This is a genomic window from Nostoc sp. DedSLP04, assembly GCF_034530775.1.
Taxonomy (GTDB): Bacteria; Cyanobacteriota; Cyanobacteriia; order Cyanobacteriales; family Nostocaceae; genus Nostoc.
Genome location: NZ_JAVRCL010000007.1, coordinates 135,910 through 159,831 on the forward strand (window position 1 = coordinate 135,910; position 23,922 = coordinate 159,831).

The 23,922-nt window shown below is 42.3% G+C and carries 20 protein-coding genes and 1 other RNA gene; 13 read left to right on the forward strand and 8 right to left on the reverse strand.

Annotated elements, in window-relative coordinates; genetic code table 11:
* Window positions 1-76 precede the first annotated feature (76 nt).
* From RMX89_RS06420 to RMX89_RS06435, 4 genes are all read left to right on the forward strand, one after another.
* Entirely contained in the window at window positions 77-1,234 is a 1,158-nt protein-coding gene (locus tag RMX89_RS06420; RefSeq protein ID WP_322688334.1) for a sn-glycerol-3-phosphate ABC transporter ATP-binding protein UgpC, read from the forward strand.
* Complete coding sequence (locus RMX89_RS06425) at window positions 1,191-2,678, forward strand: mannitol dehydrogenase family protein (RefSeq protein WP_322688335.1); 1,488 nt, start codon at window positions 1,191-1,193, stop codon at window positions 2,676-2,678. Before RMX89_RS06420 ends, RMX89_RS06425 begins: the two co-directional genes overlap by 44 nt.
* 78 nt (window positions 2,679-2,756) lie before the next feature.
* Window positions 2,757-4,223, forward strand: a complete 1,467-nt coding sequence (gene xylB, locus RMX89_RS06430; RefSeq protein WP_322688336.1) for a xylulokinase — start codon at window positions 2,757-2,759, stop codon at window positions 4,221-4,223.
* Window positions 4,224-4,285: 62 nt separating this feature from the next.
* Window positions 4,286-5,011: a gamma-glutamylcyclotransferase gene (locus tag RMX89_RS06435; RefSeq protein WP_322688337.1), complete on the forward strand. Its 726-nt coding sequence runs from the start codon at window positions 4,286-4,288 to the stop codon at window positions 5,009-5,011.
* Here RMX89_RS06435 and RMX89_RS06440 read toward each other — a convergent pair.
* The 5 genes from RMX89_RS06440 to RMX89_RS06460 form a co-directional block, all read right to left on the reverse strand.
* A complete protein-coding gene (locus RMX89_RS06440; RefSeq protein WP_322688338.1) occupies window positions 4,989-5,828 on the reverse strand; it encodes a class I SAM-dependent methyltransferase in 840 nt (279 codons plus the stop codon). The two genes, RMX89_RS06435 and RMX89_RS06440, sit on opposite strands and share 23 nt — an antisense overlap.
* Window positions 5,821-6,201 carry a DUF120 domain-containing protein gene (locus RMX89_RS06445; protein ID WP_322688339.1) on the reverse strand — a complete coding sequence of 127 codons (381 nt, stop codon included), beginning with the start codon at window positions 6,199-6,201 and terminating at the stop codon, window positions 5,821-5,823. The genes RMX89_RS06440 and RMX89_RS06445 overlap by 8 nt, the downstream gene beginning before the upstream one ends.
* A gap of 139 nt (window positions 6,202-6,340) precedes the next feature.
* The gene (locus tag RMX89_RS06450) at window positions 6,341-6,949 is read right to left on the reverse strand and encodes a TetR/AcrR family transcriptional regulator (RefSeq protein WP_322688340.1); all 609 of its coding nucleotides are present in this window, start codon (window positions 6,947-6,949) and stop codon (window positions 6,341-6,343) included.
* Window positions 6,950-7,062: 113 nt separating this feature from the next.
* Window positions 7,063-7,566 carry a GNAT family N-acetyltransferase gene (locus RMX89_RS06455; protein ID WP_322688341.1) on the reverse strand — a complete coding sequence of 168 codons (504 nt, stop codon included), beginning with the start codon at window positions 7,564-7,566 and terminating at the stop codon, window positions 7,063-7,065.
* Window positions 7,567-7,817: 251 nt separating this feature from the next.
* Window positions 7,818-8,531 (reverse strand): DJ-1/PfpI family protein, encoded by a 714-nt coding sequence (locus RMX89_RS06460; protein WP_322673066.1) that lies wholly within the window; start codon window positions 8,529-8,531, stop codon window positions 7,818-7,820.
* Window positions 8,532-8,853: 322 nt separating this feature from the next.
* Here RMX89_RS06460 and RMX89_RS06465 point away from each other — a divergent pair, with 322 nt between their 5' ends.
* The gene (locus tag RMX89_RS06465; RefSeq protein ID WP_194040625.1) at window positions 8,854-9,339 is read left to right on the forward strand and encodes a beta-lactamase hydrolase domain-containing protein; all 486 of its coding nucleotides are present in this window, start codon (window positions 8,854-8,856) and stop codon (window positions 9,337-9,339) included.
* Window positions 9,340-9,581: 242 nt separating this feature from the next.
* Here the strand turns inward: RMX89_RS06465 and RMX89_RS06470 are convergent, their stop codons facing one another.
* Window positions 9,582-9,905 (reverse strand): hypothetical protein, encoded by a 324-nt coding sequence (locus tag RMX89_RS06470; RefSeq protein ID WP_322688342.1) that lies wholly within the window; start codon window positions 9,903-9,905, stop codon window positions 9,582-9,584.
* A 731-nt stretch (window positions 9,906-10,636) separates the two neighbouring features.
* On the opposite strand from RMX89_RS06470, the gene RMX89_RS06475 reads away from it, so the two are divergent.
* The 8 genes from RMX89_RS06475 to RMX89_RS06510 all read left to right on the forward strand — a co-directional run bounded on the left by RMX89_RS06475 (window position 10,637) and on the right by RMX89_RS06510 (window position 22,832).
* Window positions 10,637-11,161, forward strand: coding sequence for a pentapeptide repeat-containing protein (locus tag RMX89_RS06475; protein ID WP_322688343.1), 525 nt, complete (start codon window positions 10,637-10,639; stop codon window positions 11,159-11,161).
* Complete coding sequence (locus tag RMX89_RS06480) at window positions 11,158-12,324, forward strand: 5-(carboxyamino)imidazole ribonucleotide synthase (RefSeq protein WP_322688375.1); 1,167 nt, start codon at window positions 11,158-11,160, stop codon at window positions 12,322-12,324. The genes RMX89_RS06475 and RMX89_RS06480 overlap by 4 nt, the downstream gene beginning before the upstream one ends.
* Before the next feature lie 60 nt (window positions 12,325-12,384).
* Window positions 12,385-12,568: non-coding RNA, 6S RNA (ssrS, locus tag RMX89_RS06485), on the forward strand.
* A 136-nt stretch (window positions 12,569-12,704) separates the two neighbouring features.
* A complete protein-coding gene (locus RMX89_RS06490; protein WP_322688344.1) occupies window positions 12,705-18,125 on the forward strand; it encodes an AAA family ATPase in 5,421 nt (1,806 codons plus the stop codon).
* A 167-nt stretch (window positions 18,126-18,292) separates the two neighbouring features.
* Window positions 18,293-19,558 carry a pitrilysin family protein gene (locus tag RMX89_RS06495; protein ID WP_322688345.1) on the forward strand — a complete coding sequence of 422 codons (1,266 nt, stop codon included), beginning with the start codon at window positions 18,293-18,295 and terminating at the stop codon, window positions 19,556-19,558.
* A 108-nt stretch (window positions 19,559-19,666) separates the two neighbouring features.
* On the forward strand, window positions 19,667-20,941 hold the full coding sequence (locus RMX89_RS06500) for a pitrilysin family protein (protein ID WP_322688346.1): 1,275 nt from the start codon (window positions 19,667-19,669) through the stop codon (window positions 20,939-20,941).
* 106 nt (window positions 20,942-21,047) lie between these two features.
* The gene (locus tag RMX89_RS06505) at window positions 21,048-22,043 is read left to right on the forward strand and encodes a peptidoglycan-binding domain-containing protein (RefSeq protein WP_322688347.1); all 996 of its coding nucleotides are present in this window, start codon (window positions 21,048-21,050) and stop codon (window positions 22,041-22,043) included.
* Window positions 22,044-22,478: 435 nt separating this feature from the next.
* Entirely contained in the window at window positions 22,479-22,832 is a 354-nt protein-coding gene (locus RMX89_RS06510; RefSeq protein WP_094347683.1) for a phage holin family protein, read from the forward strand.
* Between the two features lie 4 nt (window positions 22,833-22,836).
* Here RMX89_RS06510 and RMX89_RS06515 read toward each other — a convergent pair whose 3' ends face one another.
* A complete protein-coding gene (locus tag RMX89_RS06515; RefSeq protein WP_322688348.1) occupies window positions 22,837-23,346 on the reverse strand; it encodes a cobalamin biosynthesis protein in 510 nt (169 codons plus the stop codon).
* 8 nt (window positions 23,347-23,354) lie between these two features.
* A complete protein-coding gene (locus RMX89_RS06520) occupies window positions 23,355-23,918 on the reverse strand; it encodes a Uma2 family endonuclease (RefSeq protein WP_322688349.1) in 564 nt (187 codons plus the stop codon).
* Window positions 23,919-23,922: the final 4 nt, after the last annotated feature.

Below are 23,922 nucleotides of genomic sequence, written 5' to 3' on the forward strand. Positions count from 1 at the left end.
CCAGAAGGGATTGGAACAGTGCGACTCGTTCTTCTTTGCGCGAAACAAAAATTCAACGCATTAATGGAAACATTTTATGTCAACAGTTGCTTTAAGAAATATCCATAAAACCTACGCCGACACAGAGATCATCAAAGGGATCGATCTCGACGTGGGCGATCGCGAATTTGTTGTCTTCGTCGGCCCCTCCGGCTGTGGAAAATCAACCTTACTCCGTATGATTGCTGGATTAGAAGAAATTTCCTCCGGCGATTTACTCATTGATGGACAAAAAGTCAATGATGTGCCACCCGATAAACGTGGTTTAGCAATGGTGTTTCAAACTTATGCCTTATATCCCCACATGACAGTGGCAGAAAATATGGCTTTTAGCCTCCGGCTTGCGGGTATGCAGAAAGCCCAGCGTTATGAAAGGGCGCGTGAAGTCGCTCGTATCCTGCAACTGGAGCCGCTTTTGAACCGGAAGCCCAAAGAATTATCGGGAGGACAACGGCAACGCGTGGCGATCGGTCGTGCTTTGGTGCGTAATCCCAAAGTATTTTTGTTTGATGAGCCACTGTCCAACCTGGATGCTTCATTGCGGGTGCAGATGCGGATTGAGCTTGCCAGTTTACACGACAGCCTGCAAGCCACCATGATTTATGTTACCCACGATCAAGTTGAGGCAATGACCCTTGCCGACAAAATTGTGGTGTTGCAGGGCGGCATCATCGAACAAGTGGGTTCTCCCTTGGAACTGTACCATCATCCCCGCAATCTATTCGTTGCCGGATTTATTGGTTCACCGAAAATGAACTTTATCTCAGTGACAGTTTCAGCCGTCAATGACTCTGGGGCAACAGTTAGACTCCCTGGTGACGCAACCGTAACAATTCCAGTGAAGCCCAAAACCTTGTCAGTTGGGGACAGAGCAACATTAGGAATTCGTCCCGAACATCTGCGGCTCGATCGCAATAACCCAAGCGTGAATGGTGAAGTATTAGTCGTAGAACGATTGGGCGGAGAAACCTTTCTCTACATCAAGATTGCGGGTGGCGAAACCATAGTTGTGCAAACAGACGGGGATAATCCAGCCAACATGCACGATTACGTTCCGATTTACATTAACGGTGAGCTTTGCCATTTGTTCGATCGCGACGGTGAAGCCATCCCCAAAGTTCATCGTCACCACCTAACCCAAAATGAATCCCATGAACAGCAATATCAGCACAGGATCGGCAATCAAGCTGAATGAAGCATCTTTGTCTCATTTAGGCAATAACATTCGCGTACCCAATTACGATCGCCATCAAATCACAAACGGTATTGTCCATATCGGTGTGGGTGGGTTCCATCGCGCACATCAAGCGTTATACCTGGATAATTATTTTCATCAAAATCCCGGTAGTGAATGGGGAATCTGCGGAGTTGGGCTACTGGAATTCGACAAACGAATGCGGGATGCACTGAAATCACAAGATTGTTTGTATACCTTAGTGGAAAGATCCCCAGAAGGCGATCGCGCTCGTGTAATTGGGGCAATTACAAAATATCTGTTTGCCCCAGATAACCGCCAAGCTGTGATTGACACCTTAGCAGATCCCAAATGCCGCATCGTTACCCTCACGATTACCGAAGGAGGCTATTACTATATTGAAGGTAGCGGTGAATTCGATGTCAATCACCCGACAATCCAGTACGATTTGCAGCATCCCGACGAGCCAATTGGAGTATATGGCTTTTTGACAGCAGCCCTCGATCGCCGCCGTCAACAAGGAATAGCACCATTTACTGTTTTGTCCTGCGACAATCTGCAAGGTAACGGTAACATTGCCCGCAAAATGTTGACTGCATTTGCCCAGATGCAGAACCCGGAATTGGGACGTTGGGTTGCCGAACAGGTGTCCTTTCCTAACTGCATGGTCGATCGCATTACCCCCGCCACAACCCCAGCAGATATCAAAATGGTGGCGGAACAGTTTAACATTGATGATGCCTTTCCAGTTGTTGCCGAACCGTTTCTTCAGTGGGTAGTCGAAGACAATTTCAGCGCAGGTAGACCTGATTGGGAATCAGTTGGCGTTCAGATGACGAGTGATGTTCATCCTTACGAGATGATGAAAATCCGGTTGCTCAACGCCAGTCACTTGTTGATTGGCTATCTCGGCTCCTTAGCAGGTTATACATACGTCCATGAAGTTATGGCAGATGCATTAATCCGACAAGCCGTCGATAATTTGATGGCAGAAGTTACGCCCACACTTCAACCCGTACCTGGAATTGATTTAGATAATTACAAAAAAACCTTAATTGAACGCTTTGCCAATCCTAAAATTCGAGATCAACTCCCGCGTCTTTGCCTCAATAGCTCCGCTAAAATGCCAAAATTTGTTTTAGGCTCAGTCCGTGACGCGCTGCATCAAGGAGGGGCAATTGAATACATGAGCCTAACGGTTGCTGCTTGGTTCCGTTACCTCAATGGAAACGATGACCAAGGCAATACTATTCCCATTGATGACCCAATAGCAGGTACTCTAACTCAATTAGCTGATTCCAGTGGTAGCGATGCCAAACCATTGCTTAATTTAACTGAGATTTTTGGCGATTTGTCCCAGTCACCGCTTTTTGTTGAGTCAGTTACGAATCATTTACACAGATTGTATAAGTTTGGAGCGAAAGAAACATTAGTCAAAACTTAACCAAAGAGTGAAAGCTGTGAGCTTTGAAGGTGGAAGTTTCATTTCTGCCTTCTGAATATTAAGAATTTGGAGGGGCAATTGACTGACATCGTAGTTGGCTTAGACTTGGGTACAGGAGGAGTAAGAGCGATCGCAGTTAATCTACAAGGGCAAATTATCGCTCAGTCAACCAGAAGCTATCCCCTGTTAACTCCACAACCTGGTTGGACAGAGCAGAACTCATCGGATTGGGTGGAAGCAAGTTTGGATGCTCTCTTCGATGTCACTCAACAGCTAAACGGACATCAACCGCTCGCCCTCGGTTTGTCTGGACAAATGCATGGTATGGTTCCTCTCGACACCCAAGGTAAAGCCATTAGACCGGCAATTTTATGGAATGACCAGCGCACAGGTAAAGCTGTTGCTGAGATTGAAGCCGCTATTCCTCGTCAAGAGTTGATCCAGCGCACTGGAAATCCGGCAATTACAGGATTTCAACTGCCGAAGCTTTTATGGTTACGGACTGAAGATCCACTTGCATACACTCGGTTATGGCAGATTCTTTTACCAAAAGATTATTTGGGATATGTGCTAACCGGCGAAGCAGTAACGGAACCATCTGATGCGTCTGGTGTCGGCTGTCTGAATCTGGCGAATCGGCAATGGGATACAGATATTCTCCATACTCTTGATATCAATCCAGCGTTGTTTCCTCCGGTAATCGAATCTACAGCGATCGCTGGACAACTCAAATCAGAAATAGCCGCCCGTGTGGGATTACCAGCCGGATTACCTGTGGTCGCAGGTGGAGGTGATAATGCCGCAGCAGCAATCGGTTTGGGCATCTCATCAAGCAACCTGAGCCGGGGTAGTTTGAGTATTGGCACATCAGGAGTTATTTTTGCACCGTGCGATCGCCCAATTCCCGATCCCGAAGGTCGGGTACATTTATTCTGCCATGTGGATGGTGGCTATCATCTGCTGGGAGTGACGCTAGCAGCTGGTGGTTCTCTGCGTTGGTATCGAGATACATTTGCACCGCATATATCTTACACCGAACTGATGGATATGGCAGAGCGATCGCAGCCTGGTGCGCGTGGTGTGCTATTTCTACCCCACCTCGCAGGAGAACGCAGTCCCCACCTCGATCCAGATAGTCGTGGTGCTTTCGTGAATTTGTCATTAGCTCATACACAAGCAGATATAACTCGCGCTGTCCTGGAGGGGGTTGCATTCAGCTTGCGGTCAGCATTGGAGGTAATTAGTGCGATCGCTCCCCTCGATCAACTCTTAGCAACGGGTGGAGGCGCACGTTCTCACCTCTGGTTACAAATTTTGGCAGATGTTTTGCAAACAAAACTCATTGCACCCAAAGCTGAGGAAGGAGCTGCTTACGGAGCAGCTATTTTGGCAATGGTAGGGATTGGTGTTTATCCGAATTTAGAAGCTGCACTCAAGATTTTATCGCAGGATAATAATGTAGTACAGCCGCAGCCAAATCCTTTATATGAAGCAGGATTTAAGCGCTACAAGCTACTTTACGATACATTGAAAGCTGTTCGTTGAGAATTAAATTATCTTAAAGTTAGAGTAAATTACTGAAGATTTACAGAAAAAATAATCTAATTATGTCACTCAGTCGTAGCGACCTCGAAGCCGGAAACATACAGACAAGACTATTAGAAGCATCACACTCTGGAATCAAGCTAACTACCCTGAGCGAAGATGAGTTACAGCGATCGCTCGATGAAACATTACAACAGCAGCCACCAAATTCTGATATTTGGATATTTGCCTACGGTTCGCTGATTTGGAATCCTCTAATCACATACGTCGAGCGCCGTGCTGGGATCGTTTATGGTTGGCATCGGCGCTTCTGTACATGGATGATCCTCGGTCGCGGTACTCCAGATAATCCCGGATTACTCTTAGGACTCGATCGGGGCGGTAGCTGTCGTGGAGTTATTTATCGCATTGCGGCTGCTGATGTCCCATCCGAATTACTGCTGATTTGGCGACGGGAGATGTTGGGTGGTGTCTACATTGCTCGTTGGGTGAAGGTATTTGATGGTACGCAGGAATTCCTAGCGATCGCTTTTGTTGCTAATCGCCAACATCCCAGGTACGCTCATCAAATACCATTAACAACTACTGTTAATAGCATTGCCACCGCATCGGGAAAATTGGGTTCCTGCGCTGATTATCTGATGAAAACAGTGGAGGGATTAATCGCAGAAGGCATTAAAGATAGACAATTACTCTTATTACATAAACAAGTATTGGCAAAACAACAAGCGCTTTTAGTTAGTAGCGATCGCTCTACTTTAGTGCCTATTTCCGGGCAACAGCCATGATGTGAGCGCTCATCCCCAGTATAGAGGGTTCGGTTTCTAACCAACGAATTGCTTCTAAAAGGCGATCGCGGCGACCGACATCATTCCAGTGTTCCTGAAAGTTTTGTAGTAACCAGCCTGCCCCTTCAATCGCTAAAATCTTTTCAGAATGTAAGCCCGCTTCTTTAACCTCTGCTTTGAGTTCTTCTGGATGATGAAAGAAGGTTTTTGTAAAGTAGCGAGGATGGTTGTTTGGGTTGCGGTGTTGACCATCAATCAAATCCTGTTTAACAATCTCTACAAACTCAGGATCGTCTAAATGTCCCCGAAATAATCCATCTAAGGTTGAAGCAAAACGAGAAACTCCCGCAGCAAAAACAAAACCTCCAGTTTTTAAGATCCGATGAGCTTCACGCAAAGCAATAATCCGATCTGTGCGCTCGGTCAGATGATACAAAGGCCCAAGTAACAGAACAGCATCAACGCTATTATCCGCCCGATTGAGTTGCCGAGCATCTCCAACTGCCAAACTAGCTAGAGGATATTCTGGTTGAGCTTGAGACAAATGCCGAGCTTGCTCTATGTGCAAAGGAACCGCATCAATGAGATGGACTTCATAGCCTTGTTGAGCAAGCCAAAAAGAATAAACGCCAGCGCCACCGCCAACATCGAAAATGACTGCGGGAGGAGGCGGTAGGTAACGGTTAATAAGTTCTTGGCTTCGGGCTAATTCCAGCAAACCTGCACCTTTTGATAACCGATCTTGCTCTCGACCACTCGCGTAATGGATTAACGCTTCATCTTCAAGCAGATTGTTTAATTCAGATAAATCAGACATCGTGAATCCCAACTTCAATCAAATCATTATCTTTAAGGTTATATAGCTCCCGCAGTTTCACATCGCAAGCTATCTCAATAATTGTTTTTGGATGATCTCCATTTTCAGTATTATTTTTGTCTGTTCTTAAGATAAAAGCATCTCTGCCAAATATTTTACAGGGAACAATGCTCACAGAAACAGTCTCTCCATACTCTTCCTTTTCCAAACGCATAACATTTTTCGGAAGATGGTAAGGTCGCTCTAACTGAATATTTAAAGTTCCAGGGAAGAATTTCATTCCGGTTTTTCTCAAGTAATATTCTTGGAGTTTCTCAATCCAGTAAGAAAAGTTTCCTAAACCACTAACAACCTTACCTTTTAAGATTCTCATATATCTTTATGTATATAAATAAGCTGGTATTTATATCGGTTGAACTTAAAGAAAAATTCAAAATTCAGAAACAATAATTTGTCTCTAACTCTTTCCCCTCCCTGCTGCCTATTTGTATCAACCTTAAAGTAAAATGGTATTAGAGGAGAGTGGTACTGATACCGCGCACAAAAATATCTACACAAGTTTCGATATAGTCCTCACAGCTATAGTTGCCTTGATTGAATTTTGCACTGCGGCATAGCATTCCAGCCAATAGCATTCCTGTAAACATATCGACAGCCGGAAATGGATCGAGGTCTGCTCGGACAGTGCCTCGTTTCTGACTCGATTGCAGGTAAGCTACCAGTTTTTCCCCTAAGGGCTTGGCAGCTTCTTGAATAACTTGTTTAGCTGCTTCTGGATGACGTTTGGCTTCTCCAATGAAGGTACGAATTAAGTCCTCCTGTGTCTCTAGCATAGTATTGTAGAGATGGGCATACTGTTTTAAATCAATTTTTAAATCCTGTGTCCACGCTTCGGGGTATGCAAGGGCTTCTGTCTGGAGTGCCAAGGCATTTTTCATTACTGCTCCCAGAAGTTGTTCTTTGCTAGCAAAGTGGCGAAATAAAGTCACCTCATTTACACCAGCAACACGAGCTATTTCACGGGTAGTTGCTCCTTGAACACCTAAACTGGCAAATACCTGCAAGGCGGCTTCTATCAAACGTGTACGGGTGAGAGTTGATGAACGGATAGTTTTATGCATTTATGCTGGCAAGTACTTACTTTTATCATAGATTATGTAGAAAAAGTGGTCGTAATTTAGGGAAAATAGTATTGATGCCAACATTTTTAAAGTTATTAAAAATATTTACTTTCTCAAATTGATTTCGGTGCAGTAGCTAATGTTTTACTCATTTTAGTAACTGGAACAAATATCCCACTTCTTAAATAATGAGGTGCTTTTTGGATGACTGTAAATCCCAGTCGTAAATAAAACCCTTCAGCATAAAGGCTAGCGGTTGTAATTACCTTATCTATACCTTGCTCAGTTGCTTCGTCGCAAAAATGTTGAACTAAAGCACGGCCAACCCCTTTACCTTGATATTTAGGATGGACATACAGCCCGATGAGTTCATCAACAATGAAACTAGCAAAACCGATAACACCATCTCCCTCGATCGCAACCCAGAAAGATTCTGCTTTCATACTCTTCAAGATATTTGAACCATCAGGTTTATCGCGGTAATTGCGCCAAGCTAAAAGTTCTTTTTGGGTGTAGAAAGTTGCAGGTAGAGCTTTGATAGCAGCAATATGAATTGCACTCAGCACCCACGCATCTGTTTCTTGGGCAGGTCGAAGAGATATTTCGTTAGCACTCATAGGTTCAGGGCTGGCATTCAGATTACAAGAGAAGGCAGGGGCAGATCGCTTTTAGCGTCTCCCCTTGGGAGAAGGCAGGAGGAAAAAAGTATGAATAAAAACTTTAGTTCTGGGTACATTGCCCAGTTTAAAAAGAAGAATTGTTCTGTAAGCTATGTTACAGCTTCCGTAACACACCGAAAATCGGAAATGGTGCGTTATGTGTTTCACGCTAATACAATCTACCCTATCTTCTAATTATTTGCGCCTAGCTATTTATTAGCAGTTTGCAATTGAGTCACAACTCGCTGGACAATTTGCCGTCTGATTTCCTGAACATTGTGACTTGCATCTATAACGCGAGCAAGTACAGCCGCAGGGGCAGTTTGGGGAGAACCACTGTTAAAGGGTGGTTGGGGATTGTATTCAATCCCTAGTTGAATTGCTTGGGCGAGCGCTTCCCCAAATAACTCAGCAGCTAGAGCCAGCCCAAAATCAATGCCAGCTGTCACACCACCGCTTGTAATTCGATTGCGATCGATGACAATTCTTTGGGCAACTGTCTTCACTCCTAACATCTCAAGTAAATCCAACGATAGCCAGTGAGTAGTGGCGCAATAGCCCTGAAGTAAACCCGCCGCCGCCAGCAGCAGCGAACCAGTGCAGACAGCCGTAACATAGCGGGCTTGTTTCCCTTGGGTTTTGAGAAAGCCGAGGAACTTTTCATCTTCCATTTTGGCATTGATACCTGGGCCTCCTGGCACAAATAACACATCTAAGGCTGGGGCTTGAGCAAAGGTTGTGTCAGGTAGAAAAGTCAGGCCGCAATCGCTTTGAATTGGTTCGAGTGTTTCCGCCAGCAGATATAATTGCGCCTTTGGCAATTTGGCAAAGACTTCGTAGGGGCCCGTAAAATCTAACTGCGTCACATCTGGGAACAATACTATTCCAATGGATAGAGAAGAAATTTGTTCTGTAACAGTCATTATTGATACCCTTGTTCGCAAAAATTCCGATCGATTGCTCCTGCAACTTGCCCAATAGTATAACTCTAGAACTATAAACTACGGTAATTGCATCAACAAAAAGTATAAAAAACTCTAATTATCACTAATTCTATCGACAAACCGTATATTATGGATAAAGCAAAAAAATAACCAACTTCAAAAGACAAATTTTGAATTAATCAAGCAATATCTTGTGATATTTGGCTAATTTTATTGTGTTTATTTTGAATGTCTTCTCAAAGCTTGCTCCCTTAGAGTATTTACCAAGCTAGCAGACATTAGAAAATCAAAAGGAGTGAATGTGATCAACGCCATACAAATTAACGAAAACTTGACAACAACAGGACAAGTCATACCGAAACAGCTTGAGCAAGCTATTCAAGAAGGTTTTAAGTCCGTTCTCAATTTGCGATCGCCTGATGAACTAGGATTTTCTAAGGATGAGCAAAAAGTAGCGGAAGCCTTGGGGCTGTATTATCAAAATGTTCCACTCAAAGTGGATCTCAAAAATTTGAATGAAGAGGTAATTACCAAAATCCTCACGACACTCGAACAAATCCCGAAACCAGCAGTTGTGCATTGTGCCGCCGGGATGCGCTCGACTGGAATTGCGCTGTTGAGTATCGCTATCCAGGAAGGATTAACACCAGAGGAAACTTTAGCAAAAGCAAGAAATCTCGGTTTTGGATTCTTTGAACACGCTGGCGTGAGTCCCCGATTGAAGCAATTATTTGTGGACTACGTTAACAAACACGCGAAGGTAGCTTTACCTGCTAGCTGCTCTTAAATGGATGTTAGTTATTTCTATTGTTATGTCCTAATAGACTAGAAGGCTGCTATACAAATCATTGAAGAAGAATTCAGAATTAAGATGCTCTAGTTCCACAGAATTCAATTCTGTTAGCCGATAGCTAAGGTTTAGCCCATTCTGGCTCCTGACTCCTGAATTCTTTCTTCTTAAAAATTAAAAACTGCTCTTGCTGAAAGTAGACAAGAGCAGTTTTGAATAGCAAAGCCCAAAATCATAATTTAGGCATCTTCAAGTTCAAATTGAGCCACCGTAACAGCATTAAAAGCGAAAGCTAAAACTAATGGCATCGGCGACTGAAACCAAAAGGTAAAAAGAACAGCTAGGATTGTGCCAATTACTGCGGATATTGACCACAATCGTTCTTCAAAAGTCAGCCCTTTTTCGGCTTTAATCAATCTGAGAACATGAACTGGAATTGGCTCCGGCATTACCCCACCCGGAGGAAAAGCCCAGAAGTTATTACGTCGCTCAACAAATAAATCTGTCCAGCCATTTTCTTGGCACCATGCCTCAATCCATTGAAGTGAGTAATGATTCATCATCGGGTTTCGGAGTTCGGTTTGTAGAAGTTGTGTACTTGGTGAATGTAAACTCTTGGAGATTCCTGAAGAACTAACTAATCGTTATAAAATTAACGCTAATTATCGAGCTTTAAGCTTTGTTAAGCAATTGAGACGCATATCATTACGCTCAAATCTTGCTTTCATTAATTAAAAGACTAACAGTTCATGGGGGCTGTTGAATTTAAAATACAACAAACTTTACTTGAAAAATGGGAAGTCAAGAATTGTAAATAACTCCGTGAGTATTACTGCTCAAAAAAACTTTTTATATCTTGAAAATTTAAATCTACGAATGAAGAATTGTAAATAAGTCAACAAGCATAGACTATAGGAAACATTGCTTTATCAGCTAAATTATTCCTTTCGAGTTAGGAATTTCAAGTTTTATCTTTATTAAGAGTCGATAGATTATGCTTTGCGTCTCTATTTTGCTAAAGCTTGTTTGATGTGAGAAACAATTTATACTCAGTCATTGCGATCGCTATTGTATTTAATAAATATTGTTCTGAATATCTAATTTTAGTGCGATCGCAGATTGCCCCTCTCTACCTCAAGTAGCAGGGAGAATTTTGCTAAAGTAAGAAGTTTATGCTCTTTTTGCGTTACAAAATATTAAGCAACGGAAATACACGTTTTCCAAGTCCAGTAGCAAGGCTGCGAGTCTCAATTAGTACAATCCAGTCTTGCTAATATTCAAATGCGGTAATTAAATGCGGGAATTATACACTAAATTGGCTCTCAATATCTTTTGGCGGCAAACACTAGCATTCCTTCTCGGAATTATTATCTGGTGTGTGGCCGATCCAGCAGTGGCAGTAGACTGGACTCATCCACTGTCATTTAGCAATGCAGAGCTATCAAGACGTGATTTTTCTGGACAGAGTTTGCAAGCTGCTGAGTTTTCTAACGCCAATATGGAATTGGCGAACTTTACAAACGCTGACTTACGGGGAGCAGTCATGAGCGCTTCGGTGATGACAAAAGCAAATCTCCACGGAGCAGATTTAACGAATGCAATGGTCGATCAGGTAAACTTGACTAAGGCAGATTTGAGCGATGCAGTTTTCAAAGAAGCTCTTTTGCTCCGCGCCATATTTAATGATGTAAATATAGACGGTGCAGATTTTACAGATGCAATTTTGGATAGAGCGCAAATTAAAGAACTGTGCGAAAAAGCCAGTGGTGTGAATTCCAAAACAGGCGTGCAAACTCGTGATTCTCTAGGATGTCAATGAAGCGTGTTGGTGTAATTGGTGGCGGACAACTAGCCTGGATGATGGCGGATGCAGCACAGAAGCTAGGAGTAGAATTAATAGTACAAACTCCAAGCGTTCACGACCCGGCCGTGTCAATCGCTCAGGAAACTGTTTTTGCGCCAGTTGATGATGCAAATGCTACGGAAATATTAGCTCAAAAATGCGATGTTATCACTTTTGAAAACGAATTTGTTAACCTGCAAGCTTTATCCGGTTTAGCACAGCAAGGCGTTTGTTTTCGTCCCAGATTAGAAGCTTTAACTCCTCTTTTAGATAAATATCATCAGCGTTGCTATTTACGCGACTTAGGCTTACCAGTTCCTCAATTTTTCGCCCTTGACGAGGTAGAAAATCTCAAATCAAAAATAGAATATCTAGGTTTTCCAGTAGTTTTGAAATCCCGCCGTCATGGTTATGACGGTCAAGGTACTTTCATAATTCAGGATTTTGCTGCTTTAGAACAAAAGCTAAGTCATGAAACCACAACAAAGACTTTAAATCAATCGCTATTCTTGTTAGAAGAATTTGTTCCTTTTGAAAGAGAACTAGCAATAATTGCAGCTCGTTCTGTGGAGGGAGAAATTGTCACTTACCCAGTAGTGGAAACCCAACAAGAACAACAAGTGTGTCGGCGGGTGATTGCGCCAGCAGAGATTACGTCCAATCAAGTAGCAGAAATCCAAGCGATCGCACATACTCTATTAAATAGCTTAGAAGTAGTGGGAATTTTTGGAATTGAGCTATTTCTCAGGGCTGATGGCAAAGTACTGGTAAATGAAATTGCACCCCGCACCCACAATTCTGGGCATTTTTCTCTTGATGCTTGTGAAACTTCTCAGTTTGAGCAACACCTGAGAGCAGTTTGTGGTCTACCTTTGGGGAATCCGACTTTGCAGTGCGCGGGTGCTGTAATGGTTAACCTACTGGGGTATGAAAATTCTCACAGCGACTACCAAAGCCAGCGTCAACAAATAGCAGAAATTCCCCAGGCGCACGTTCACTGGTATGGGAAGACAGAATCACGTCCTGGGCGGAAGTTGGGACATGTCACTGTTTTGCTGGATAATCAGAATCGAGAGTCGGCAAGTGCATACGCCAATAACATCGCCCACAACATAGAATCTATCTGGTATCCCAGGTAAATAGATCGGAAAGTTTCGATATTGAACACACAACATCTTTTGAAAAGCTATAATGAGTGAGTTGCACTACGACGTTGGTGACTGCCATCAAGTTTTTTGATCTATGCCTTTAATGACAAGGGAGTCAACTGTTCTCGTGGCAGTATACCGGGCATGTACCCGGAAACTTTAAACGAGGAATTTAGGTTCCCACCTGGATAAACCCAGGTCATAAACTTAGGTAAAACGGCGTCGCGGTGAACTTAAAATTATTAGCTCCCAAAGTCAGTTAGAATTTGGGAGCTTTAATTATTTCAATCAATTTAAAATAAGCGAACTGACAGTAAAGATTGCCATATTTTTGGGAAACCTAGATACTGAGGTCTCAAGAATTAAGCCCTATGGTCAGCATTCCCGGATATCAAGTTAGCAAAGAACTTTACAACGGTTCTCGAACCTTGGTTTATCGCGCTAATCGAGAAACTGACCAAAAATCTGTGGTGATTAAGCTGATGAAAACTGCTTATCCCAGCTTCAGTGAATTGGTACAGTTTCGCAACCAGTTCACCATTGCCAAAAATTTGAATCTACCTGGAATCATCCAAACCTATAGTCTGGAACCCTATCAGAATGGCTATGTGTTAGTGATGGAAGACTTTAGGGGAATTTCTCTAAAGCAGTGGCAAGGTAGAGGAGAGAATAGGAGAATAGGGGAAACACCACAAGCTCTGATTGAGTTTTTACAAGTAGCGATCGCACTGTGCAATACATTAGATATTCTAATTCGTCATCGGGTCATTCACAAAGATATTAAACCCGCCAATATTTTAATTAATCCAGAAACTAAAGAAGTTAAGTTAATTGACTTTAGTATTGCATCTTTATTACCACGAGAAACTCAAAGCCTCATGAGTCCTAATGTATTAGAAGGGACACTTGGCTATTTGTCTCCAGAGCAAACTGGAAGGATGAATCGGGGGATTGATTACCGTACTGATTTTTATTCTCTGGGTGTAACTTTTTACGAATTACTAACAGGGCAATTACCATTTCAATCACACGAACCAATGGAATTGGTACATTGTCATATTGCCAAACTTCCGCCTTTAGTACATGAAATTAATCCGCAAATTGCGCCTGTACTCTCATCGATTGTTAGCAAACTGATGGCGAAAAATGCCGAAGACCGTTATCAGAGCGCATTTGGGCTGAAATATGATTTAGAAAATTGTTTAGCTCAACTCAAGGAAACGGGTAAGATTGTAAGTTTCCCAGTTGCTCAACGGGATGTGTGCGATCGCTTTATTATCCCAGAAAAACTCTATGGGCGCGAGCATGAAGTTGAAACTCTGCTCAAAGCCTTTGAACGCGTTAGCAACAACCAAACAGAACTAATGCTGGTGGCTGGTTTTTCTGGTATTGGTAAAACTGCTTTAGTTAACGAGGTTCACAAACCTATTGTCCGGCAACGGGGCTACTTCATCAAAGGCAAATTTGACCAATTTAATCGGAATATTCCCTTTTCCGCTTTCGTGCAGGCATTTCGAGACTTAATGGGACAATTACTGAGTGAAAGTGATGTCCAATTGTCAACTTGGAAAAATAAAATTTTACAAGTGCTGAGGGATGAGGGGCAAGTCATTCTTGAGGTAGTTCCTGAACTAGAACAAATTATTGGTCAACAACCACCTGCAACGGAACTTTCACAGAGTGCAGCCCAGAATCGCTTCAATTTACTCTTTCAAAAGTTCATTCAGGTATTCACCACAAAAGAACATCCATTAGTAATTTTTCTTGATGATTTGCAGTGGGCTGATTCTGCATCGCTAAAATTGATGCAGTTGTTGATGAGCGAGTTAGGAAGTGGAGCTTTACTTTTAATTGGCGCTTATCGAGACAATGAAGTATCTACCGCACATCAGTTGATGTTGACTTTAGCGGAGATTCGCAAAGTCAATGCGACAATTCACAGCATTACTTTAGCCCCGTTAAGTAAAACGAGTTTAAATCAATTGGTAGTTGATACCTTGAGTTGTTCGAGTAAAACTGCCCAACCACTAACGCAACTCGTCTATCAAAAAACTCAAGGAAATCCATTTTTTGCAACGCACTTTCTCAAAGTATTATATGAAGATGGGCTGATTACTTTTAATTTTGCTCAAGGTTACTGGCAATGTGATATTGCGGCTGTGAAAGCACTTGCTCTTACCGATGATGTTGTAGAATTCGTAGCGCTACAGTTGCAAAAGTTGCCAGATGCAACGCAAAATGTGTTGAAATTAGCCGCGTGTATTGGCAACTCTTTTGATTTGCTAACATTAGCAATTGTTTCTGAACAATCAGAAACCGAAACGGCAGCATCTTTATGGAAAGCTTTGCAAGAAGGGTTAGTTTTACCTACTAGTGAAGTTTATAAATTTTTTCAAGATAATGAACATAATTCTGACTCAAACCCCTTAAACTCTAATTTCCAAATCCCCACCTATAAATTTTTACACGATCGCGTGCAGCAAGCGGCTTACTCTCTAATTCCAGATGAAGAGAAACAATTTACCCATCTTAAAATTGGTCAATTACTCTTGCAAAATACCTCTGAGTCTCAGCAAGAGGAGCGAATTTTCGAGATTGTCAGTCAGTTAAATCGAGGAATACTGCTAATTACCCAACCGACTGAACGTCAACAATTAGCTCAGTTAAATCTCAATGCTGGTCGAAAAGCAAAAGAAGCTACCGCTTATGGTGCAGCAATTCATTACTTGTATTCTGGAATGCAGCTGCTACCGATTAATAGTTGGGAAATCGCCTACGAATTGACTCGAAATTTATACGAAGAAGCTGCCGAAGCTACCTTTCTCAACAATGAATTTGAGCAGATGGAATCTCTGATTCAGGTTGTCATCGAACAAACAACTACCTTACTAGATAGAGTGAAAGTTTATGAAGTGCAACTCCAAGCTTATCAGGTGCAGGGTCAACCATTGCAAGCGATCGCAACTGGATGCGAACTTCTCGCTCAACTTGGGGTAACATTACCTGAATCAGTAACACCTCTAGACATTCAGCAATATGTAGTAAACACGCTCTCCACCTTGGCAGCCAGAAGTATTGAGGGCTTAGTTGATTTGCCATTGATGGACGATTCCAAAGCTTTGGTTGCTTTGCGGATTATGGCTAGTATTGCTCCCGCCATCCACCAGACTTCTTCCTATCTGTTACCAATTATTGCTTGCGAAGAGGTGAATTTATCTCTTAAATACGGCAATGCACCACTCTCAGCACCAGGATATGCAGATTTTGGAATTGTACTTAATATTTGTAACCAACTCGAGTCAGGGTACGAATTTGGCCAGCTAGCTTTAATACTTGTGGATAGATTTCAAGCAAAATCTGTTCAAAGTATGACTCTATTTAAGGTGGGTGCATTGAGTCAATTTAATAAACAACATGTTCGCACCTCAATTAGTTTATTACAGGAATCCCATAGTCTTGGATTAGAAACAGGCGATTTGTTTCATGTATTGGCATCGATGATTTTCAAGTTATTCTATGTCTATTTAAGTGGCACAGAAGTTTTGGAAATTCTCTTAGCAGATATCAAAGCCTACGAGTCTAATTTTGCCCAAAATCAGCGCTTATTAAATTGGTCGAATATAATTTGTCAAAGCATTAATAATTTAACCGAATCTAGCGCTCGCACAGAGCGCTTCATTGGTGAAGATGATCGAGATGAACAACTATTATCTGCGCTCATTAAAGAAAATGACGAATTAACACTCCATGTATTTTTCTTAAGTAACTTAAAACTAAGTTATTTGTTTGAGAATTTTCCGGCGGCAGTTGAAAATGGAAACCAGGGAGAGCAATACCTCAACGGTGGCGCAGGAATGCTATCTGTGCCTGTTTTCTACTATTACGATTCTCTGTCTCGTCTGGCTGTCTATCCAACGGCTGAACCATCTCAACAAGAACAATTACTCTTAAAGGTTGGTGAAAATCAGGAAAAATTGCAGTTTCGAGCCAACTTCGCACCGATGAATTTTCAGCACAAATTTGATTTGGTGGAAGCAGAACGCCATCGGGTTTTAGGCGAAAAAATAGCAGCAATAGAATTGTACGATCGCGCCATAACTCTAGCGAAAGAAAACCAATATATCCAAGAAGAAGCCTTGAGCAATGAACTAGCTGCCAAGTTCTACCTCAATTGGGGCAAAGAAAAAATTGCCCAAGCTTATATGCAAGAAGCTTATTACTGCTATGCTCGTTGGGGCGCTAAAGCCAAAACTGAGGATTTAGAAAAACGCTATCCTCAACTTCTGGCTCCCATCTTACAAGGGCAGTATCATCGCTTTCAACACAGTTCAACCGTCGATGCATCATCATTTCCTCATCAAACCATCCACACAAACCTTTCTAGCAGCAGTATTTCGGAAGCACTCGATTTTGCCACCATCTTTAAAGCCGCACAAGTTCTCTCCAGTGAAATTCAATTAGAGCAGTTGCTCACTACCCTTTTGCAAGTAGTGATGGAAAATGCCGGCGCACAAAAAGCTGCTCTGCTTGTACTTCAACAGGACAACTTGGTGGTTGAAGCTGTAGCTACCATCAATGAAGGAGTGGCTCTGGTATCTATACCATTATCAACCAGTGAAGGCATTCCGATTACACTGGTGAACTATGTCAAACGCAGCTTAAAAACTGTTGTACTGGATGATGCGACAGCACAAACTGATTTTATCGCCGACTCATATTTTATGCAGCAACAACCTAAGAGTGTGTTGTGTACGCCGATGTTAAATCAAGGTAAACTCATCGGGCTGCTATATTTAGAAAATCCGTTGACAATTGGTGCATTTACGAGCGATCGCACCGAAGTTATCCAACTGTTATGCGCTCAAGCTGCCATCTCTCTAGAAAATGCCCGTCTTTATCAAGAATCTCAAAATTATGCCCAAGAGTTAGAGCGATCGCTACAAGAACTTGAGCATACCCAACTACAAATGGTGCAAAATGAAAAAATGGCAACCTTGGGTAATTTGGTTGCTGGGGTGGCACATGAAATTAATAATCCGATTGGATTTCTTAAAGGCAGTGTTAACAATGCCGAAGAGTATATTCAAGACTTACTCGCTCATATCCAATGCTACCAACAACATCATCCCAATCCGGCGATCGCAGTCATTGAGCACGGCGAAGAAATTGACCTAGAATTCCTGACTGAGGACTTACCAAAGTTAGTAGACTCGATGAAGGTGGCTTCAGAAAGGATCAAAGATATTAGCATCAGTCTCCGCACCTTCTCCAGAGCCGATACAACTGAAAAAGTTGCTTGTAACCTCCATGAAGGGATTGAGAGTACGCTGTTGATTTTGAAGTATCGCCTCAAAGCTAACGAAAAACGCCCAGCGATCGAAGTCATCACCGAATATGGAAAATTACTGCCTGTAAAGTGCTTTTTAGGACAGTTAAATCAAGTATTTATGAACATCCTCGCTAACGCAATCGATGCCTTAGATACTTACTGCGAGGGGCTTTCTTTTGCTCAAGCCCAAGCAAATCATCACCAAATACTGATTCACACCGAAGTATCCAGTGAGCAAAATATGGTGGTAATTCGCATCAAAGATAACGGTCAGGGGATGCCAGAGGAGATTAGATCGCGGATATTTGACCACCTATTTACAACCAAAGAGGTTGGGAAAGGAACAGGATTGGGACTCGCGATCGCTCGTCAAATTGTCGAAGAAACCCATGATGGGCGGTTGAGTTGCAATTCTGTGCTTGGCGAAGGAACAGAATTTGTCATTGAGATTCCAGTATTTTAAAGAATTTGCGATTTTCTTCGCAATGCATAACGCTTCTAATTTTTCGGTAATGTGGAGAACAGGAATAGCATAATTCTACTAAATCTGTATACCTTGATTCTAAATGAGGTAGCGTTCAGAGTTAAAATTACACAATTGCGTTAAATTGTGGTTAAAACTACAAAAAATTGTTAAAACAACTAACTAATACCGTATTTCCAGCCTCGATCTTCCGACTAGAGAGTGGTTTAACTTTTATTCATCAAGAAATTCCCACTACTCCTGTAGTTGTGGCGGATGTTTGGGTGCGTGCTGGAGCCAGCTTAGAGCCAAAACCGTGGTTTGGCATGGCGCACTTTTTAGAACACATGATTTTTAAAGGTACGGCGACGCTACCCCCTGGAATGTTCGATTCCAAAGTTGAAAACCGGGGTGGCATCAGTAATGCAGCGACAAGCTATGATTATGCTCATTATTCACTCACCACAGCTGCCCCTTATTTAAAAGATACTCTGCCCTACTTGGGAGAACTACTACTCAATGCGGCAATTCCAGAAGATGAATTTAGCCGAGAACGAGACGTGGTGCTAGAAGAAATTCGCTCTTGTCAAGACGATTCCGACTGGATAGGATTTCAAGCACTAATTCAAAGCATCTATCCGCATCACCCTTACGGACGTTCGGTACTGGGTACTGAGCAAGAACTGATGCAGCAATCGCCAGAAGCAATGCGCTGTTTTCACCGCACTCACTATCAGCCGGAAAATATGACGGTGGTAATTGCTGGGGGTATAGCCCAGCAACCAGCTTGGGAAATGGTAAATCATTCATTTTCTGATTTTGCCGAACGCTCAAATTGTCCGCAGTTTGAGAAAGTGACAAAGCCAGCGATCGCCGGAATTCATCGTCAAGAATTGTGTTTACCACGGATAGAGCAAGCGCGATTGTTGATGGCGTGGCTGGTACCCGGAGTAGAAGATATCCGTACTAGCTATGCTTTAGATTTTTTGTCAGTGTTATTGGCAGAAGGACGGACTTCGCGTTTAGTGCGTGATTTACGAGAAGATTTGCAATTGGTACAGGGAATTTGCAGTAGTTTTTCTCTACAACGAGAATCGAGTTTATTTACAATTACTGCTTGGTTAGAACCAGAAAATCTGGAGGAAGTTGAGTCTTTAATTTGCGCTCATTTGGATGATTTGCAGACTAAAGGAATTAGCGAACAAGAACTTGCTCGTACACGCAGGTTGCTATGTAACGAGTATGCGTTTTCTACCGAAACGCCAAATCAACTTACAGGGCTTTATGGATATTACAATACCATTGCCCAAGCTGAATTAGCAGTGACATATCCCCAGCAGATTCAGTCTTTTGATGCCCAAGAATTGCAAAAATTAGCTAAACAGTATCTCTCGCCAGAGAATTACGCGGTTACTGTACTTAAACCGTGTTAGTCATTAGTTATTAGTTATTAGTCATTAGCAAAAGACGAATGGCAAATGACTAATGACTAATGACAAAGGACAAAGGACAAAGGACAAATGACAAAGGACAAATGATAAATGACAACCTTGCTGCAAAAATCGCCCATCCATCGCACTGTATTGAACAATGGCCTTGTCGTGCTGGTGGCAGAAAATCCGGCTGCGGACATTATTGCAGCGCGAATCTTTGTGCGTGCCGGTAGTTGTAACGAAAACCGGGAACAAGCAGGGTTAGCACATTTGTTATCAGCAGTGATGACAAAGGGATGTGATGGACTTTCTAGCTTAGAAATTGCAGAAAAAGTTGAGTCTGTAGGGGCGAGTTTGAGTGCGGATGCTGGCACTGATTATTTTTTACTATCGTTCAAAACGGTAACATCCGATTTTGGGGAAATTTTAACATTGGCAGGACGGATTTTGCGATCGCCTACTTTTCCTGAAACTCAAGTGGAACTAGAACGGCGTTTAGCACTCCAAGATATTCGTTCTCAAAAAGAGCAACCGTTCAATGTCGCTTTTGAACAAATGCGACAGGTAATATACCAAAATCATCCATACTCCATGTCAGTGCTGGGAGATGAATCCACCATGAGCCGCTTAACTCGTGCAGATTTAGTGGAATATCACCAGACTTATTTTCGTCCAGATAATATAGTAATTAGTATTGCTGGTAGAGTCACACCCACAGATGCAGTAGCATTGGTGGAAGAAGTTTTTGCTGATTGGCAAGCGCCAGCCCAAGCACTACCAATACTGAATTTACCTGAGATTAAGGTAGAACCGCAGGTAAGGGTTAAGCCAGTACAGACACAACAATCAATTCTGATGCTCGGTTATTTAGGAACATCGGTGAGTTCTGTTGATTACGCCGCCTTGAAGTTGCTATGTACCTACTTAGGAAATGGGCTTTCTAGTCGCTTGTTTGTCGAATTGCGGGAAAAACGTGGTTTAGCTTACGAAGTATCCGCCTTTTACTCCACAAGACTATTTCCAGCGTCGTTTATGGTTTACATGGGTACGGCACCAGAAAATACCAGCATTGCTCTAGAAGGACTGCGTACAGAAGTAGATTTATTATGTACTACCGAAGTATCCGAAAGCGCACTCCAAGCTGCTAAAAATAAGATCCTGGGGCAATACGCCTTGGGTAAACAAACCAACGGACAAATTGCTCAGATATACGGTTGGTATGAAATTTTGGGCTTAGGAATTGATTTTGACAGCAAGTTCCAAGAATTGATTGCGGCGGTGAGTACCAAAGATGCGATCGCTTCAGCTTGTAAATATTTAAAAGAGCCTTACTTGTCTTTAGTTGGTCAAGAAGAAGCAATTAATCGAGCGATCGCGAACTGAGAATCTGCCGCAACGACGCCCGTCGGAGATATTGTAAAATGCAGCAGCTGTTTTTTAGACCAAGCGGCTGTACCATTAGCATGAGAATATTCTGGGAGTGAATTCCATGCAAAGCAGCCTGACAGCAAGTATTTTGAGTTACTTAAAATTACTAGACCCAACTGTAAATCGCTGTAGAATGGAAAAACGGCAAAAAGATTGGTGGCCAAAGAGGTCTAAATCTTTATCAGCCATTAAAATACTCTTGTTTTCTGCTACGCCTCTGCTTATTACCTCAACGGCTGTAGTATCAATCGCAGCCCCACAAAAAATTGCCCAAGTAAATCCTGGAAATAGCATCAACCGCCCTAGCCTCAAAGTTGGCAGTCAAGGCGAACGTGTAGCTGAACTTCAGGCAGCTCTGAAACTTTTGGGTTTTTATTCTGGTGCAGTAGATGGTATTTATAGTGAAAATACAGCTAGTGCTGTTTCCCGATTTAAACAAGCAGCTGGCTTGAATCCAAATGGCGTTGTTGATGCCAGCACTTGGCAACGACTTTTTCCTAATCAACCAGTAGTAGCATCAACCGCCCCTTCATCCCAGCCAAGATTTAACTCAGCTACAAATTTTCCTGTTCCAACCCAGGCTAGTAACCTCACCAACGTTGGAAATCCCAACCCTAACCCTCCCAGACAAGCTGTAACACAAGTTCCGACTAGACCAGAACCAAAACCTACTACCCCAAAAAAAGCTGTAACCCAGGTTACGAACAACCCTGAGCCAAGACCTGCTACTCCCAGAAAAACTACAACTTCTAGCACAAAGAAACCGCCGAAGCGTACTACATCAACTACTAGAACTCAGTCAAACACAACTACAAAACGAACTCCTGGTATTCAATACACCTCAGAAGGATTGCCAATTTTGCGTATAGGATTACGTGGTTCTGAAGTTGTTAAGTTGCAACAACAACTGAAAAAGCTTGGTTTCTTGAAAGGTGATGCCGATGGAGACTTTGGCGAGACAACCGAAGCAGCAGTGAAAGCTGCACAAAAACGCTATGGTTTAGAACCTGACGGCGTAGTTGGTGGCTCTACCTGGGAGGTTCTTTTGCGGCGTTAAGTATGGTATGAGCATAGCCAGCATCTCCTTTGCGTGTAAGCAAAAACGCTGATAAAATGCTCCGAAGTTCTGAGAAGCTATTTCTTTTTTGGAAATCCCCAAGTTACAGAGGTTTTTCAACTTCAATAAACCTCTGTAGGGGTTTTGCGCTTCACAGCATTTTTTATGAATTTAACTAAATCATTGTAAGTTCCCCACTTAAATTGTATTCAGGTCGGTGTGGGTAGTTCACTGCGGTACATCCTGCAATACGATAAAGATATACCGATTAGAAGTATCTCTCTTGCCAGCACTGAAAAATTACATTGATTTTAGGCTGATAAAAGATGATGGCAACTTTAGGAGTCAAGCACAACAACACTCGATCGTGTTACAAATCACAACTGGCAATAGTGAAATTAATTAAACTTACTGCTAAATCCTCTAAAAAAACTTATGCAACACTTTTTATTAACTTGGCTCGGTACTGCGGTGGCGTTATTCATTACAGCTAATATTGTTCCAGGATTCTTTATCAAGAATTTTGTGACTGCCTTAATCGCTGCCTTTGTAATTGGTTTGGTTAATGCATTTATTAGACCAATTTTACAGATTTTGACGTTTCCAATTACCTTGCTCACCTTTGGTTTATTTACATTGGTGATTAATGCTTTAGCCCTTTGGCTGGCAAGTGTCCTAACTCCTGGTTCTGGTTTTGAGATTCAGGGTTTTTTACCTGCTTTGTTAGGTTCAATTGTACTAGCAATTGTTTCTAGTATCATTAACTATTTTTTGAGAGTTGTTGACTAGAAAATTAAGGAACTTTTGTAATACTAATAATATTTAAAGCTTGGGCAACAGCAAGAGTTACCGCTCCTGGTTGCCCTTGTATTTGGAAAATTCGTTTAGAAACTAAAAACTTCACTCGCAATTCTTCTATGTTTGTAAAGGGGAAAATAGTCAAAGATGTAAGTTGAGAAGCTGCAAGAATAGCAGCTGCCTCTGCTACGCTAGGTGTACCTACTTTATCGTCGGTAATTGTGGCAGGATTGGGGACACAGACAGAGCGAAGTATTTCCGCAGAAAAGGTTTTTAGGGGCAAATTGCGGAGGCGACAAAGTTTGACTAAGCCAACTTCCGAGGCTTTAGTGTCAATGGTAGCAATACCTGCGATCGCACTTGGAAAAAGTTGATTTTCTCGAAACACTTGCTCAATTGCCCAATCGATCAACTCCCATGATGTTCCCCGTTTACAACCGATTCCTACCCATAAAACCTGTTGTATTTGCTGTATTTCCTTACTCAGGCTGTTAGGGTTTGACATGATTGGGTTTACTCCAACAGCCAACCAAATAAATCTCCTACTGTCAGCCTCAACTCACTTGCAAAATCTGGCACAGCGAGTAAAGCTTCTTGTTCATCCAACATGACTGGCTGTTGATTGCGAATGTATACAAATACCGTTTGTTCTTCTGGATCGATCAGCCAACCCATTTGTGTTTCATAATTCAGGCAATGTAAAATATTTTTTGTAACTTTTGTTTGCCTTTGGTCAGGCGATAGAATCTCAATAGTCCAATCGGGAGCTGCTTGGAATACGTTGGCAACTTCACCATTTTGATCGCGGGGAATTCTTTGCCAAGTAAACACAGATATATCTGGCACTATTGACCTTCCACCAAAAGTACACCGCAGTTCTGGAAAAGCGCGAGCAATTCGCTTGGGCTTCACTATTGAGCTGATGGTGCTAATCATTTCACCTCGAATTGTACTGTGCTTTCCCTGTGGCATAGGTTTTTGAATAATTTGGCCATCGATGTATTCACTAGCGGGCTTCGTTTCTGGTAACATTAGAAACTCTGCCAAAGTTATGTTTTTAGATGGTGTCCGTACCATAAGC

What these genes read in the sequence shown, in the direction of transcription:
- RMX89_RS06420 (WP_322688334.1), top strand. Translation starts at nt 77, where the DNA reads ATGTCAACAGTTGCTTTAAGAAATATCCATAAAACCTACGCCGACACA.
- RMX89_RS06425 (WP_322688335.1), top strand. Translation starts at nt 1,191, where the DNA reads ATGAACAGCAATATCAGCACAGGATCGGCAATCAAGCTGAATGAAGCA.
- RMX89_RS06435 (WP_322688337.1), top strand. Translation starts at nt 4,286, where the DNA reads ATGTCACTCAGTCGTAGCGACCTCGAAGCCGGAAACATACAGACAAGA.
- RMX89_RS06440 (WP_322688338.1), bottom strand. Translation starts at nt 5,828, where the DNA reads ATGTCTGATTTATCTGAATTAAACAATCTGCTTGAAGATGAAGCGTTA.
- RMX89_RS06445 (WP_322688339.1), bottom strand. Translation starts at nt 6,201, where the DNA reads ATGAGAATCTTAAAAGGTAAGGTTGTTAGTGGTTTAGGAAACTTTTCT.
- RMX89_RS06450 (WP_322688340.1), bottom strand. Translation starts at nt 6,949, where the DNA reads ATGCATAAAACTATCCGTTCATCAACTCTCACCCGTACACGTTTGATA.
- RMX89_RS06455 (WP_322688341.1), bottom strand. Translation starts at nt 7,566, where the DNA reads ATGAGTGCTAACGAAATATCTCTTCGACCTGCCCAAGAAACAGATGCG.
- RMX89_RS06460 (WP_322673066.1), bottom strand. Translation starts at nt 8,531, where the DNA reads ATGACTGTTACAGAACAAATTTCTTCTCTATCCATTGGAATAGTATTG.
- RMX89_RS06470 (WP_322688342.1), bottom strand. Translation starts at nt 9,905, where the DNA reads ATGATGAATCATTACTCACTTCAATGGATTGAGGCATGGTGCCAAGAA.
- RMX89_RS06475 (WP_322688343.1), top strand. Translation starts at nt 10,637, where the DNA reads ATGCGGGAATTATACACTAAATTGGCTCTCAATATCTTTTGGCGGCAA.
- RMX89_RS06480 (WP_322688375.1), top strand. Translation starts at nt 11,158, where the DNA reads ATGAAGCGTGTTGGTGTAATTGGTGGCGGACAACTAGCCTGGATGATG.
- RMX89_RS06490 (WP_322688344.1), top strand. Translation starts at nt 12,705, where the DNA reads ATGGTCAGCATTCCCGGATATCAAGTTAGCAAAGAACTTTACAACGGT.
- RMX89_RS06500 (WP_322688346.1), top strand. Translation starts at nt 19,667, where the DNA reads ATGACAACCTTGCTGCAAAAATCGCCCATCCATCGCACTGTATTGAAC.
- RMX89_RS06505 (WP_322688347.1), top strand. Translation starts at nt 21,048, where the DNA reads ATGCAAAGCAGCCTGACAGCAAGTATTTTGAGTTACTTAAAATTACTA.
- RMX89_RS06510 (WP_094347683.1), top strand. Translation starts at nt 22,479, where the DNA reads ATGCAACACTTTTTATTAACTTGGCTCGGTACTGCGGTGGCGTTATTC.
- RMX89_RS06515 (WP_322688348.1), bottom strand. Translation starts at nt 23,346, where the DNA reads ATGTCAAACCCTAACAGCCTGAGTAAGGAAATACAGCAAATACAACAG.
- RMX89_RS06520 (WP_322688349.1), bottom strand. Translation starts at nt 23,918, where the DNA reads ATGGTACGGACACCATCTAAAAACATAACTTTGGCAGAGTTTCTAATG.